Source organism: Streptomyces sp. MBT53, from assembly GCF_016654115.1.
In the GTDB taxonomy this organism is placed as follows: Bacteria; Actinomycetota; Actinomycetes; order Streptomycetales; family Streptomycetaceae; genus Streptomyces.
Genome location: NZ_JAEQAZ010000135.1, coordinates 1 through 14,059, shown reverse-complemented (window position 1 = coordinate 14,059; position 14,059 = coordinate 1). Strand labels below are relative to the sequence as shown.

Here is a 14,059-nt window from a genome sequence, read left to right as displayed (position 1 = left end):
GATGCCTAGACGTTGGCTTCGGTGGCCTCTGTGGCGGCCGTCGGCCCGTCGGCGGCCGATGGCTCCCCGACGGCGGTGTGCCGACGTGGGATGAAGGAGGCGATGACGAAGGCGACGAGGGCCGAGCCCGCGCCGATGGCCATGACCACCTTGAAGCCGTTCTCGGCGGGCAGTTGGTGGCCGCCGAAGCCGGTGGTCATCTGGGCGAGGACGACGCCGGCGATGGCGCTGGCGAAGGAGGTGCCGATGGACCGCATCAGGGTGTTGAGGCTGTTTGCTGCGGCGGTCTCGGAGGGGGGTACGGCGTCCATGATGAGGGCGGGCATGGCGCCGTAGGCGAAGCCGATGCCGGCGCCGATGGTGCAGGCGATCAGTGTGATGTGCCAGACCTCGGACATCAGCACGAGGCTCAGGCTGTAGCCGGCGGCGACGATGACGGCCCCGCACATCAGGGTGGTCTTCGGGCCCTTGGCCTTGGTGACGCGTGCCGACACGGCGGACATCGTCATCATCACCAGGCCCTGCGGGGCCAGGACCAGACCCACGGCCAGCATGGACTTGCCGAGGCCGTAGCCGGTCGCCTCGGGCAGCTGGAGCACCTGCGGCAGCACCAGGGACATCGCGAACATCGAGAAACCGATCGCCACCGATGCGAGGTTGGTGACCAGCACCTGGCGGCGGGCGGTGGTGCGCAGGTCCACCAGCGGCTGGCTGGTGCGCAGTTCGTAGTAGCCCCAGACCGGCAGTACGACGATGGTGGTGGCGAACAGGCCGATCGTGGGGGCGCTCGTCCAGCCCCAGTCGCTGCCCTTGGAGACGGCCAGCAGGAGGCAGATCAGGCCGACCGCCATGCCGAAGGCGCCGATCAGGTCGAAGCGTCCGCCGGTGCGGACCTCCGACTCGGGTACGAGGATCAGGACGAGCGCGAGGGCGACGGCGCCGAGGGCGGCCGAGGTCCAGAACAGTACGTGCCAGTCGAAGTTGTCGGCGATGAAGGCGGAGGAGGGCAGTCCGAGGGCGCCGCCGACGCCGAGGGAGGCGCTCATCAGCGCGGTGGCGCCGGCCAGCCGCTCGGCGGGCAGCACGTCGCGCATGATGCTGATGCCGAGCGGGATGACACCGGCGGCCAGACCCTGCAGAGCCCGTCCGGCGATCATCGGGATCACGGAGTCGCTCAGCGCGCAGACGACCGAGCCGGCTATCAGCAGGACGGTGCTGACCAGCAGCATGCGGCGTTTGCCGTACATGTCGCCGAGGCGGCCGATCACCGGGGTGGCGACGGCGGCGGCGAGCAGGGTGGCGGTGACCGCCCAGGCGGTGTTCGACGCCGAGGCGTCGAGGAGCCGGGGCAGCTCGGGGACGATCGGGATGACGAGCGTCTGCATCAGCGAGACGACGATCCCGGCGAAGGCCAGCACGGCCACCACGGTGTTCGACCGCACCGGGGCGGAGCTCCCGACGGCTGAGGGCCGGGCAGGGGCGTCGGACATGGAACGGCCTCCAGGGAAAGGACAAGGGGAAGGGAGCGGAGGGAGATGCGACTGCCGGAACCCGGCAGGTCTTCTGCCGTCCTGGGCTACTCGTCGAAGACGACGACGACCTTCTCCGCGGCACCCGGCGTCAGCGTGAGCTCGAAGGCGCGGTCCGCCTCGGCGAACGGGACACGGTGGCTGATCAGCTTCTCGAACCGCTCGTGGTGCTCCACGATCTCTGGGGTCACCTCGAAGATCTCCGTGGGGTAGCCCTGCGAGGCGACGAGGGTCAGCTCGCTGCGGAGCATGCCGCCGAGGTCGACGTCCGACCCCTTCTTCTGTACGGCGACCATGACCAGCTTGGCGCCCCACTTCGCGGAGTCGACGGCAGCCTGGAAGACGGCGGGGGCACCGGCGGCGTCGATGTAGATGTCGGTGCCGGCGCGGGGCTGGCCGAGGGCGTTGACGGCCTCGCCGTGCAGTTCGGTCAGCCGTGCGGTGACATCTTCCTCCGCGGAGTTGATCACCGCGTCCGCGCCGACGGCGAGTGCGGTCTCCAGGCGGGACGGGATGACGTCGGCGACGACGACGTGCCCGACCCCGCGCAGCTTCAGCCAGATCGCCGCGCCCAGGCCGATCGGCCCGGCGCCGAAGACGACCACCTTGTCGGCGGGGGCCGCCTGGGAGCGGTTGACGGCGTGCCGGGCCACCGCCATCGGCTCGTTGAGGGCGGCGACGTCGTAGGGCACGGTGTCGGGGAAGACCGCGAGGCTCCTGCCGGCGACGGCGTTCTCGATGAGGAGGTACTCGCTCATCCCGCCGAACTTCCCGCCGCAGCCGATGAGCCCGGTCGGGGCGTCCTGCGGATTGACGACCACACGGTCGCCCACCTTCAGGTCGGCGACCTCGGTGCCCACTTCGACGATCTCGCCGGCCGGCTCGTGGCCCAGCGGCACGGGCACGAGGTCCCCGCCCAGATGCGCCATCGCGGGCATGCCGCCCATGTGGAGAAAGGTGACGTCGGTGCCGCAGATACCGCAGGCGCGGATCTTCAGCAGCACGTCCTTCGGGCCGGGCGCCGGACGTTCGACGTCGACCGTCTCGATCTTGCCGACGCCACCGGTCTGTACGGACTTCATCGTGGCCATGAGGAGCTCTCTTTCTGAACCTTGCTGAGTACGGGGGAGGGGCGGACGGTTCGTCAGGCGGCGGACCAGCCCTCGTCGACGGGCAGGACGGTGCCGTTGATGTGGGCGGCGGCATCGGAGGCGAGGAACACGATGGCGGCGGCCTGCTCCTCGACGGTGGCGACGCGGCTGGTACCGCCGAAGCGGGGAGCGAGAACGTTGTCACCGTGGGCCTTGGACACGGTGGCGCTCGGGAAGTCGGTGCCGGTGCCGCCCGGGGCGATGGCGTTGGTACGGATGCCGACCCCGAGGTAGGTCACGGCGAGTGACCTGACCAGGCCGATGACGCCGTGCTTGGAGGCGGTGCAGGCGGCCCCGGCGATGCTGCCGCGCAGCCCGGCCTCGGCGGCGGTGAAGACGATCGAGCCGCGCCCCTCGGCCATCATGTGCGGCAGCACGGCGCGGGTCAGCAGGAACGGCGCCGTCAGGTTGACCTCGATGACGCGGTACCACTCGGCGTCGCCGGTCTCGCTGACGACCGACATCCGGTCCATGATCGCGGCGTTGTGCACGAGGATGTCCACGCCGCCGAAGGCTTCGACGGCGGTGTCGACGACCTGGTCCACGACCCGCTGGTCGCTGAGGTCGCCGACCACGGAGAGGGCGGTTCCTCCCACCTCCGCGACCGCCTTGACGGTCTCTTCGGCCCCCGCCCGTCTCACGTCCGCGACCAGCACGTACGCGCCCTCCCGCGCGAACCGTACGGCCGCGGCCCGGCCGGTGCCGGACCCGGCACCGGTGACGATCACACTGCGCCCTGCAAGACCGGTGCTCATGGCGGGTGCTCCTTCGTGTCCAAGTGGTTCTGGGTTGCTCCGCGTACGGGAGAGGTGGCCGGTCCCGTCAGGTCGGGGCGTCGCTGGTGATCTCGGACCCGGCGGCGAACGAGATGTCCGTCCGCCGCCGGATCCGGGGAGAGCGCCGGTCTCCGTCCCCACGGGGTCGGCGCTCCGGGGACGCCTCCGCTCATGGCGCCCCGGTCTGCTGGTCGGCGCAGGAACTGCCCGACGGGTTGTCGGCCGGACGCCGGATCAGCCGAGCTTGATCTGGTCCGTGCCGTGGCCGATGTGCGCGACGACGAGTCCGGCGGCCGACACCTCGGCGTACTCGGCGGTGTGGTGGCGGAAGCTCTGCCCGGCGTTCGCGCCCTGACGGGCCTCGACCGTCCACCGGAGCTCGTGGAAGAAGAACCAGTCGTCGAAGTGCCGGTTGACGACCTCGATCGAGCGGACGGAGTACGCCTCGTAGAAGGCTTCGAGGTGGCCTCGCAGATCGTCCTTGGTGTGCATCTCGGGCAGAGTCCCGGAATGGGAGACGTAGTCGCGCACACCCCCCTGGATCTCGGGGTGGGCCTTCTCGACGATCGTGTCGACGTCGCCCTTGCGATACGCGTCGAGCAGGGTCTCGTGCAGCCCGGCCACCGCGTACCGGCCCGCCAGCACCCCGTCGGCCGGGTCTCCCGGCATGCTGTCCTGCTGGGTCCTGCCCCAGAACAACTCGCCGGTGATGCCCTCGGAGCCCATGGTCGGGAACAGCACGATGACCGGCCGCTCGCTCTCCTCGCCGGTCGTCTTGAGGCGCCCTCGTCCACGGCCGCTGACGAAGGTGTACCAGGAGGTGTTGATCTCGGCCACGGGGCGGATCGCCACCACGGCGGCGTACCGGTGCATGCCACGGTAGGAGGCGGCGATCTCGTCGAACGTCGTGACGATGCGCTGGGTCGGAAGCTCCTTGCCCTCCTCGACCGACGGGCTGACGGTGTACGCGTAGGGACCGCTCGGCGCCAGCGTCGCCAGGATGTCGTCGATGATGTCGACGTACTCGGCCCTGACGTGCTTCCAGGCGGTCTCCGAGGACTGCACCTGCAGGTCCGACGCTACGAGCAGGTCCTCGACCTTGGCCCTGTCTTTCATGGTCTTCCTTTCTGGGGGCGGGAAGCCCGAAGGTGTGAGAGTGGGGGAACCTTGTGCGCGAGGAGTCGCACGTCACCGGAGCGGGGCAGAGGTTGGCTCGGGTGGGCAACTCCCCGTCGGGGCAGAGAAGTTGACAGCCAGGTCGGGTCCACGGGCTCGTCCGAGCACGGGTCGGCCGACGGGCAGGGGATTCACGGGGGCGCAGGAGCAGTCGTCGTCAGGAGCGGACTGCCGCGCGGGCCGTTCCGGTCTTCACGGGCGCTCGCTTCGGAGTCGCGCCGTGCGGTGCTGTGTGGGGGTCTTACCTCCGTGCTGGTGTGCCGGCTTGCCGTGAGGCGGATAGGGCGCCTCTGTGAGACATCCTGGTGGACTGGACCTCCTGACCGGAGGGCACGGCCACTTCCCGGGGGGAATCCCTCACGAACGCGGAAGGAGCGCGGTGAGCCGGCCCTCCATCACGGCCAGGGCCAGATCCAGCCGTGAGCGGCATCCCGTCTTGGCGAACACCTGAGTGAGGTTGTTCTCGACGGTCTTCTCACTCACCTGGAGTTCCTTCGCGATCTGCCGGTTGGTCAGACCCCGCCCGACCAGGGCGGCGATGGGCCCTTCGAGGCCGGACAGGGCTGCGGGGCCACCACGGGTGCTGTCGTCGCAGGTCGCCGGAGCCAGGCCGGACGCCCCCATCGCTTCCGTCATCGGGGTTCGATGGAGGCTGTCGCCGAGACCTCGGGCGATGTCGTGGGCCTCCTGATGCCATGGGCGCGGGTCGTCGGCCAGGAACGCTACGGTCATGCACGCCCGCAGCAGTTCGCTCCGGCCGCCGTGCTCGCGCAGGACGTCCACCGCCTCGATCGCGCTGTCGGTGTCGCGCTCGGCGAAGGCGCGGGTGATGAGTGCGGCGGCCTTCAGCTCCGTACCGCCCAGCCGGGAGTACCACCGTTGCGCCTCGGTACACAGGCGGGGCAGCAGCTCACGGCGACCGCCCTCCCCCCACTCGGTGAACGCGAGCCGGATGAGCAGCCGGCCGACGCCCACCGCGCTCCCCCCGCCGATGCGTTCCCCCGGCCCGTCGCAGTAGCTCCACCCGAGTTTCCGGGCCCGCTCCCAGTCCCCGGTCCGGTAGGCCAACCCCATGGAGGCCCAGGCCCACAGCGCGGGGAAAGGACAGTCGTGCCCCGCCAGTTCCAACCACGCGGCGCTGCCCTCGTAGTCGCCCATCGTCGAATGCACCTCTGCGGCGATCAGGCGGACCGCGTGGTGGACGGGGGTGCAGGGCGGCCCCGCCAGTTCGAGTGCCCGGGCCCCGGACGGGATACCGGCCCAGTTCCCGTCCCAGTAGTCCCGCACGATCCGGCCGTAGGCCGCCAGCGGGCCGGTGACCGGTTCGCCGTAGGCCGCCGTCCCGAGCACCTGCCCGAAGAGTGCCGCCGGGTCGAAGCGGTCGCTGTCGATCCCGTCGGTGGAGACCGTGTCGGCTCCGTCGGGGCGGAGACAGGCGAAGGCGGAGAAGACATGGCTCGTACGGAGCGGCTCCCGGCCGGTGAACCAGCCGTCGGCGAACTCCATGGCGCCGTGGGTCTCAGGGTCGTCGGCCAGGGCTTCTCGTACCGGCATCGGCACCGGTCGCCCGGTGTGGACCGCCGCGAGCGCCGCGTACGCCGCGAGTTTCGCGTGCCGGGGACCACCACCGGCGCGCACTCCTTCGGCCACGGCCTCGGCGAGGCCCTCGTAGTCGCCCGTCCGAACCAGCAGCGGCAACAGGGCGGCCAGGATGCGGGAGTACGCGGTGTCACCGGGTCCGCAGTGACGCAGGGCGGCCCGGTATCGGCGTGCGGCCCGGACAGGAAAGGTCCCGAGCGACAGGCCGGCCTCGCGCTCCAGAAGCGGCACGACGGAGGGGACGGGCGGCAGCGCGGAGCCGGCGAGCACGATGTGGTCGGACGTCGCCGCCGGGTCCGGTGCCGCTGTGCCGTCGCCGCGCAGGTGGTGTTCGGCAAGGGCGCGGTGCACCTCGGCCGCCTCGTCCCGAGTCGGGCCGGGCAGTACGGCGGGAACCAGCGCGGGGCAGGGGACGCGCAGCACCCCGTGGTCGTCGCACACGAGGGCTCCGACAGCGACGAGGCGGTCCACGGTGTGGCCGCACGACGCGAGCGCGTGGCCGGTGGCCGCCGCGAAGTCCGGCAGGTCGTCCATGCTGAAGCGGCCGGACAAGGCAGTGATCGCGAGCAACTGCCTGCCGGTGGCGCCGTACTCCGCGACCCGCCGCACCAGGGCATGGTCGTCGGGCAGGGCCGGCCCGGCAGTGGGCTCGCGCAGACACAGGTGACCCTGGAACCGTACGAGACGGCCCTCGCGCCGCAGTGCCTCGAAGGTGTCCAGCACGGTGCCCGGGTTTCCGGCCAGTGGTCCCAGGGCGGCGCGCAGCGCGGGTGCCACGGCCTGGTCCAGTGGCTCCCGGGCGGCGGCTGTCACGAGGTCGTCGATCTGGTTGTCCGGCAGTGGGCCGAGGTCGATGATCCGATCCGCGAACGTACGTGGCGAGGCCGAGCCGTTCGGCCTGGTGGCCCAGCCGTCCTCGCGGTATGTCGCCACGACCGTGCAGCCGACGCGGTGGGCGGCGGCCACGATGAGCGCGGGGTCGGGGGCGGTACGGAGGTCGTCGATGAGTACGGCGCCGGGAGCGTCCTCGGTGAGATGCGCGAAAAGTCCGACCAGTTCGGCGAAGAGAGCGGATCGCGCGCGGGGCGAGCCGTAGCTTTCCGGCAGGCAGAGCCGGTTCACCGCGGCCATCGCGTCGGGCAGCGAGGAATTCCCGATGTCGGGAAAGGAATCGCTGAACGCTTTCACCACCGCACGGGCGCCGAACAGGTCCCATCGCGGAATGGCGGCAGAACATTTGATCCGTACGATTCCCGGTCCGCGCCTGCGCCAGGTTCGGTGGACTTCCCGCAACAGGGTCGTTTTCCCCATGCCGGCCTGTCCACGGACGACGAAGAGCAGCGGACGCCCGTATGCCTCGTGGACGGCCGACAGTTCGGCTTCCCTGCCGGACATGACCCGACCCCCTCTCGGTGCCACCGCTCCCGCCCTCCTCACCCTCGTATCGGTTCTCTTCGCTGGACAGACGCGGCCGGTTAACATCTGGTTGAGCCCTGCCACCCTGCGAGGATCCATGCATGCAGCGCACAGCGTCCCGCCCTACGCGCGTGTCGCCGTCGATACGCTCGAAGCGATCCGCGTGCCCGGCTCCCCGCGACTTGTCGTGCTGAGCAGTCCCTCCGGTATGGAACTCGGATCCGTTCTCGGTGAATTGTCGGCGCACGACAGGGTGTACGGGACAGAGGCTCTCGGCGCCACCCCGGAGACGGTGCGCATTAGCTTTGCAGATCCTTCACCTAAATTTCAGATTTCCGACCACCTGATCGGTTATGCGGCCGGAGACGGAAAGCGCGGACAGGTACTCATACTCGAACATCTCCAGCATCTCTCCCCGGACGAACTGTTCTCGTTGGAAGGCGTGATCCGGCAGTTGGACGGGACGAACACGAGATGTGTGGGTACCGTCACACTTCCCCTGTCCCGGGCGTCCCGGGCCGCGTTCGCCACGGTGCTCGGCCGACTGCGGCAGCACGGGCTGGTGCACCACGTGAACCTGCGGCCCCTCTCGCGCCGCGGACTGGGTGACATGATCGCCGCCGAGATCGAGGCCCGCGCGGAACCGACGCTGGTCTCCTGGCTGTGGCGCCTCACCCGGGGCTGGCCCGCCGCGGCTCGCGCGGTGCTGCGAACCGCCCGGGACCAGGGAGTCGTCCGGGTGGTCGACCGGCATGCCTATCTCGTCGGCGGCGACACCTGCACGCTCCCCTTCGCCCTCGAGGAACTGGCACTGCCCGTCCGTGACACGGACGGGCCGGTCTGGGAGGTCGCCAAAGCGGTGGCCGTGCTCGGCCCGCTGGGCGAGGCTGTGCCACGACTGACGGCCGAGGCCGTCGCCGTCACCGGGCAGGAGGCCCGTGGCCTGCTCACGCGGCTCGCGGAGGCAGGCGTCCTGCGCTACCGCCGGTCGGATTCCGTCTGGGAGTACCAGCTGCCGCTGGCCGGGGCCGCTGTCGCGGCCTCGCTCGGCCCCTACGAGCGGCGGAACCTGGCCCGCATCGCCGTGTCCGCGCTGTGGCAGGGCACCGCGCACTGCGCCGACCCTTCCTACCTCCCCGAGCAACTCGCGGCTGCGGGAAATCTGGTGGACCCGGAGCGGGCGAGAACCGAACTGATGGCCGCCACCCTGCGGTTGGCGCACGACAACGCCGACAACGCGTACGACGACCATCGCGGCGCCCGGTGGCTGCGGGCGGTCGCCGATCTGACCTCGGACCCGGTCGAGCGGCTCCGCCTTCTGCTGGAGCACGCGAAGATCTGCCTGGCGCAGGGCAGACCCGAGGAGGGACTGAACTCCCTGCGGCTCGTGCAGCGGACCCACCGCGACCACCTGCGTCCGGACCAACTCCTCGACGTCTGCTTCGCGCACCTGGCCGCTCTGTACCGGGCGGGAGACAACACCACCCTGGAAAAGATCGCGGCTGACGGCTGGCTCCAACACCCCGGCCCGGAAGGGCCTCTGGAACGAGCCGTCACGCGCGGCTGCGCCCTGCTGCTGCTCGGCCGTTGGCACGAGGTCCGTGACCTGCTGGGGGCGGTCCGGCGGCGCGACGGGAGCGGGCTGGTCGAGTGGAAGGCCGAATTCCTCACCGCGACGGCGGAGTTGTGGCTGGGCAACACGGAGGGGGTGGAGCGGAGCATCACCACTCTGCCCGCCCGTCACCGTGCCGACGAGGCGACAGCCGCCGAGGTGCACTGCCGGGTCGGTGAACTGCTGACCCTGGGCGAGATCCGCCGGGCCGAACAACTGCTCTCCGACACCGGGAGAAACCGGCGGCAGCTGGGCCTGCCCAGCCGTATGCTCATCGCCCTCCACCGGGGGCGTCCTCGGGAAGCCATGGACCTGGCACGCCGGAGCGCCATCACCGGCGTGCACACCTGCGACGCCGTCCAGAGCGAGATGTACCACCACGCTGCGGTCCTGCTCGTGTACGGCGGCCGGTTCACCCGCGCCGGCGAACTCCTCGCGCTGGCCCGCGCCAGGCAGCCGATGCTGCCCCATCTGCTCACCTCCGCCCAGGCTCTGTGCGAACTGGTCTGCACAGAGGTCGACCGTGCGGAGAACCTGCTGCGTACGGCCGTGCACCGCGCCGAGTCCGACGGCGTGGTGGCGGGGACCGACCTGTTGTGGCTGCGGGTGGCCGACGCCGCGATGCACGCCGGGCGACCCGAGGTTCTGAAGGAATCCCTGGCGAACGCGACGAGAGTCGCCCACAGGCTGGGTACCGAGCGGGCCGAGATGATCCGGCTCGTCCTGCACGCGGCCGTCCACACCGACCACGGCGCGGGGCGGGCCGCGAGGCAGCTGGCCCAGCAGCGGCAGCAGCCCCTGGAAGAGAGCGCCGTCCTGTACCAACTCATCCGCTCCGGCATGGGTGATCCGGCGATGCTGCGGGACACGTACGCCCTGCTCGGCGAATTCGACGCACTGATGCCCCGGTTCTGGCTGCGCCTTCTCATGCGCGCGCACGGAGTGGCCGTACCGGGGCGGCGGGCCACCGCGGAGGAGAACGAACGGCTGCTCGCCGTACTCGTCTCCGAGGGGCTGACGAACAAGCAGATCGCGAGGATCCTCCGAGCCAGCGAGAAGAGCGTCGAGGGCCGGTTGTCGCGACTGTTCTCCCGCACGGGCCACGGCTCACGCGTCGAACTCGCCATGGCGATGCTCGCCGGCCGACTCCACCTGTGAGCCCGTGACGGGCCTCTCGACCGCCCTGAGTCGGGGGCCGGTAAGTCAGCCGTTGGGCTCAGGCTTCCGCGCGACGGTCTCGCCTGCCGGCAGGGCGCGGAGCATGGCCCTGTAGAGGTCGTCGTGCGCGGGCGACGCGGGAAGGGGGGCCCGGGCCGGGGCCTCGAAGGACTGGATCATCAGGGCTACGACGCGTCGCCAGGCGTCGGGAGCGGCGTCGCCGCAGGCGTTGACGACGCCGAGGTTGGCCATGTGCAGCAGCACCAGGTCGGAGGGGTCGAAGTCCTCGCGCAGTCGGCCCGTGGCCTTGGCGCGACCGATGAGCCGCACCATGCCCTCGTACGCCTCGTTCCGACGCTTCTCCATGGCCCTGGCGGTGGGGAAGGTCATGGTCAGGACGTCGGCGAAGCCGTTGTCGGCGGCCTGCATCGCGCAGGCGGCCTCGATGTAGCCGGTGAAACCGTGCCAGGGGTCGGGGTCCTCGAGGGCGGTGACGACCGCGTCGGCGTAGGCGTCCATGCGATCGGTGAAGACGGCCGCGACCAGCGCTTCCTTCGTGGGGAAGTGACGGAAGACGGTGGCGATCCCGACACCTGTCTCGCGGGCCACGGAGGCCATCGAGGCGCTGAGGCCGTCGCGTGCGAACACGGTGCGCGCGGCGGCGAGGATCCGCCCCCGGTTGCGCTCGACGTCGCTGCGCACGGGCTGGGCGGCGGGGGCGTCGGAGTGCTGGTCGCCGGGGTTCATGGGGGCAGTCTAGCAATCGGAAAGCCCTATCCATTTCGTGTGCTACGGTGATTGCAGTGAACCGGAAAAGCCTATCCGAATCACGAAACGGATAGCCCACTCCATATTTCTCCGTCTCTTCGGCGCCGCTCGTGACTCCTCGACGGCGCACCGCGAAAGGATCGCTGTGACCAGCATCGCCATTGTCGGAGCCGGCCCCCAGCTGGGCCTGGCCATCGCCCGTACCTTCGGCTCCCAGGGCTACGACGTCGCCCTGATCGCCCGTAACCGCACCAAGCTCGACGACCTCGTGAGCACTCTGACCGCCGAGGGCATCACCGCCGCCGCGTTCCCCGCGGACGTACTCGACCGCGACGCCCTCACCCAGGCACTCAAGGACGCCGCCGCGCAGTTCGGCGGGATCGACGTCCTGGAGTACTCCCCGGTGGGCACGTTCGGCGTCACCGCGCTGACCACTCCCGCCGGGACCGAACCGTCCCATGTGGAGTTCGAGATGAACTTCCAGCTGTACGGGGCCATCGCCGCCACCAAGGCGGTGCTGCCCGCGATGCGCGAGGCCGGCGCGGGCACCCTGCTCTACACCACCGGCGCCGGCTCGATCTGGCCCGACCCGCGCGTCGCCAACGTCAACGCCGCCGCCGCGGCGCTGCGCAACTGGGCGATGAACCTGCACAAGGAACTGCTCGGCACGGGCATCCAGGCAGCCCACGTCGGCATCGACTCCTCGATCGGCGTCTCCGTCCTCCCCGGCGTGGAGGCGGCCCGGCCCGAGCAGATCTCACCGATGTACTGGGAGCTGCACACCACCAAGCGGGACGAGGACGAGCTCGTCTTCAAGCTCGACGACAAGGGCTTCCCCCGCGGCTGACACCGGACCGGTCCCGTCCCCTCGCCGAACCCGGATCGCGCCGCGGCTCGCCATGCCACGGCGCGATCCCGGAAGAGGGCCGACTGGTTGGGGCCGCCTACGACTCTTCCCTCCACGCAAGGAAACAGAAGTGACCACAGCCACCGACCCGTCAGACATCGACTCGATGCCGTTCGACCCCCACTCGGCACGTCTCGTCGAGGCGTTCAGAGGCGCTCTGATCCGCATGCGTGACGGAGAGGATCTGACCGTCGTGGACCTCAAAGGATCGCTGTGACCAGCATCGCCATCGTCGGAGCCGGCCCTCGGCTGGGCCTGGCCATCGCCCGTACCTTCGGCTCCCAGGGCTATGACGTCGCCCTGATCGCCCGCAACCGCACCAAGCTCGACGACCTCGTGAGCACTCTGACCGCCGAGGGCATCACCGCCGCCGCGTTCCCCGCGGACGTACTCGACCGCGACGCTCTCACGCAGGCGCTGAAGGACGCCGCCGCGGAGTTCGGCGGGATCGACGTGCTGGAGTACTCCCCGTCGGCCGGGCTCGGCACCATCAAGGCGACCACGCCCGCCGAGACCGAACTCACGCACGTGCAGCACGAGATCGAGTTCCAGCTCTACGGTGCCATCGCCGCCACCGAGGCGGTGCTGCCCGCGATGCGCGAAGCCGGAACGGGCACCCTGCTGTTCACCACCCGTGCCACCTCCATGAACCCCCAGCCGTCAACCGCTCCCAGCGGCACGGCCATGGCCGCACTGCGCAACTGGGCGATCAACCTGCACAAGGAGCTGGCCGACACCGGCATCCAGGCCGCCCACATCGGCATCGACGCGACGATCGGCACCCCCACCTTCTACGGGCAGCCACGGGCCACGGCTGATCAACTCTCCCTCCTCTACTGGGACTTGCACATCACCCACCGCGACCAGTCCGAGCGAATCTTCAGAGGCTGACCCACGACTGATCGTCCTGCCACGAGCAGCATCTGCCCGCAGAGGAGACGCCATGACCTACGCGTGCGACCGCGCCATCCGTATGAACCGCCCGACGTCCCCGACCCACGAGCGCGCAGCCCGGCAGGACGAGGTGTCCCATATACAGGTCGACGAGGGCATCACACGCGTCTTCCAACTCCTCGGAAAACGCTGGACCGGCCCCATCATGTCCGTGCTGATCACGGGACCGACCTACTTCGCCGACCTGCGCCGGGCGATCCCCGGAATCAGCGAGCGCATGCTCTCCAACCGCCTGGCCGAGCTCGCCGCCACGGACCTCGTCGTGCGCACGGTGGACAACGGGCCGCCACTGCGGGTGTCCTACCAACTGACCCACGCGGGCGCAGCGTTGGAGCCCGCGCTCCAAGAACTCGCGAAGTGGGCGAAGACCCATCTCCCGGAGCGGAGTCGGCCGACCGACCGGTGAAGCCGTACCTCCAGGCGAGCGGCAACGACCGGAAGCCACTCGGCCATCGGCGTGGCGCCGGGCAGTGCGAGAGATCATCCATCGGTTCCACGAATCGGCCCGGCCCGCCTGCTGAGCGGTGTCGGACGGAGCGTCATGACGCGGAGGGGCGTGTCGTCGTGCGGGGGCCGACCGACAGGCGGAAGCCGACGCCGCGTACGGCCTGGATGCTCAGGGCGTCGCCGAACTTGTGCCGCAGGGCGGAGACGTGGGTGTCGAGGGTCTTGGTGGGTCCGAACCAGTTGGTGTCCCAGACCGAGGACATGATGGTCTCGCGGGTCACCAGCACGTCGGGTCGTGCCGTGAGGAAGGCGAGCAGCGCGAACTCCCTTGGCGCCAGAAGGACTTCGGCCCCGTCGAGGAAGACGCGGTGGGCTTGGCGGTCGAGGACCACCCGGCCGTGGCGGTCGGGTCCCCGTCCGGGCGCGGGCAGGTCGATGACTACCCCGGGTCGGCCGGATTCGAAGGGGTGCGGGGCGGGCGGCGGGGCGTTCGTGCGGCGGCGTTGCACCGCGCGCATGCGGGCGATCAACTCCCGTATGAGGAAGGGTTTGACGAGGTAGTCGTC

At 70.4% G+C, this 14,059-nt stretch carries 12 protein-coding genes; 5 read left to right on the top strand and 7 right to left on the bottom strand.

Translation table 11 applies throughout. The features are described 5' to 3' along the window. Positions 1–5: 5 nt before the first annotated feature. The 5 genes from JHN45_RS35920 to JHN45_RS35900 form a co-directional block, all read right to left on the bottom strand. Positions 6–1,490, bottom strand: a complete 1,485-nt coding sequence (locus tag JHN45_RS35920; RefSeq protein WP_201053560.1) for an MFS transporter — start codon at positions 1,488–1,490, stop codon at positions 6–8. Positions 1,491–1,576: 86 nt separating this feature from the next. After that, positions 1,577–2,620, bottom strand: a complete 1,044-nt coding sequence (locus JHN45_RS35915; RefSeq protein WP_201053558.1) for a zinc-binding dehydrogenase — start codon at positions 2,618–2,620, stop codon at positions 1,577–1,579. Between the two features lie 53 nt (positions 2,621–2,673). Further along, positions 2,674–3,435 carry an SDR family NAD(P)-dependent oxidoreductase gene (locus JHN45_RS35910; RefSeq protein WP_201053556.1) on the bottom strand — a complete coding sequence of 254 codons (762 nt, stop codon included), beginning with the start codon at positions 3,433–3,435 and terminating at the stop codon, positions 2,674–2,676. A gap of 255 nt (positions 3,436–3,690) precedes the next feature. Beyond that, positions 3,691–4,572, bottom strand: coding sequence for a hypothetical protein (locus tag JHN45_RS35905; RefSeq protein WP_201053554.1), 882 nt, complete (start codon positions 4,570–4,572; stop codon positions 3,691–3,693). 417 nt (positions 4,573–4,989) lie between these two features. Further along, positions 4,990–7,626 (bottom strand): LuxR family transcriptional regulator, encoded by a 2,637-nt coding sequence (locus tag JHN45_RS35900; RefSeq protein ID WP_201053552.1) that lies wholly within the window; start codon positions 7,624–7,626, stop codon positions 4,990–4,992. Between the two features lie 499 nt (positions 7,627–8,125). Here JHN45_RS35900 and JHN45_RS54510 point away from each other — a divergent pair, with 499 nt between their 5' ends. Continuing rightward, complete coding sequence (locus JHN45_RS54510) at positions 8,126–10,417, top strand: LuxR C-terminal-related transcriptional regulator (RefSeq protein WP_201053550.1); 2,292 nt, start codon at positions 8,126–8,128, stop codon at positions 10,415–10,417. Positions 10,418–10,462: 45 nt separating this feature from the next. Here the strand turns inward: JHN45_RS54510 and JHN45_RS35890 are convergent, their stop codons facing one another. Then, entirely contained in the window at positions 10,463–11,164 is a 702-nt protein-coding gene (locus JHN45_RS35890) for a TetR/AcrR family transcriptional regulator (RefSeq protein WP_200714082.1), read from the bottom strand. A 166-nt stretch (positions 11,165–11,330) separates the two neighbouring features. Between JHN45_RS35890 and JHN45_RS35885 the strand changes: the two genes are divergently transcribed. The 4 genes from JHN45_RS35885 (at position 11,331) to JHN45_RS35870 (ending at position 13,452) form a co-directional block, all read left to right on the top strand. Then, entirely contained in the window at positions 11,331–12,032 is a 702-nt protein-coding gene (locus JHN45_RS35885; RefSeq protein ID WP_201053544.1) for an SDR family oxidoreductase, read from the top strand. 130 nt (positions 12,033–12,162) lie between these two features. Next, positions 12,163–12,309 carry a hypothetical protein gene (locus JHN45_RS35880; protein WP_200714080.1) on the top strand — a complete coding sequence of 49 codons (147 nt, stop codon included), beginning with the start codon at positions 12,163–12,165 and terminating at the stop codon, positions 12,307–12,309. Next, a complete protein-coding gene (locus JHN45_RS35875; RefSeq protein WP_201053536.1) occupies positions 12,306–12,983 on the top strand; it encodes an SDR family oxidoreductase in 678 nt (225 codons plus the stop codon). The genes JHN45_RS35880 and JHN45_RS35875 overlap by 4 nt, the downstream gene beginning before the upstream one ends. 82 nt (positions 12,984–13,065) lie before the next feature. Beyond that, the gene (locus tag JHN45_RS35870; protein WP_201053606.1) at positions 13,066–13,452 is read left to right on the top strand and encodes a helix-turn-helix domain-containing protein; all 387 of its coding nucleotides are present in this window, start codon (positions 13,066–13,068) and stop codon (positions 13,450–13,452) included. A gap of 133 nt (positions 13,453–13,585) precedes the next feature. On the opposite strand, the gene JHN45_RS35865 is transcribed toward JHN45_RS35870, so the two are convergent. After that, positions 13,586–14,059 (bottom strand): response regulator transcription factor (locus JHN45_RS35865; protein ID WP_201053530.1); only part of this gene is annotated, 474 nt, incomplete at its 5' end.

Coding starts and splice junctions, on each gene's coding strand:
- JHN45_RS35920 (WP_201053560.1), bottom strand. CDS start 1,490: ATGTCCGACGCCCCTGCCCGGCCCTCAGCCGTCGGGAGCTCCGCCCCG.
- JHN45_RS35870 (WP_201053606.1), top strand. CDS start 13,066: ATGAACCGCCCGACGTCCCCGACCCACGAGCGCGCAGCCCGGCAGGAC.
- JHN45_RS35910 (WP_201053556.1), bottom strand. CDS start 3,435: ATGAGCACCGGTCTTGCAGGGCGCAGTGTGATCGTCACCGGTGCCGGG.
- JHN45_RS35905 (WP_201053554.1), bottom strand. CDS start 4,572: ATGAAAGACAGGGCCAAGGTCGAGGACCTGCTCGTAGCGTCGGACCTG.
- JHN45_RS35890 (WP_200714082.1), bottom strand. CDS start 11,164: ATGAACCCCGGCGACCAGCACTCCGACGCCCCCGCCGCCCAGCCCGTG.
- JHN45_RS35915 (WP_201053558.1), bottom strand. CDS start 2,620: ATGGCCACGATGAAGTCCGTACAGACCGGTGGCGTCGGCAAGATCGAG.
- JHN45_RS35900 (WP_201053552.1), bottom strand. CDS start 7,626: ATGTCCGGCAGGGAAGCCGAACTGTCGGCCGTCCACGAGGCATACGGG.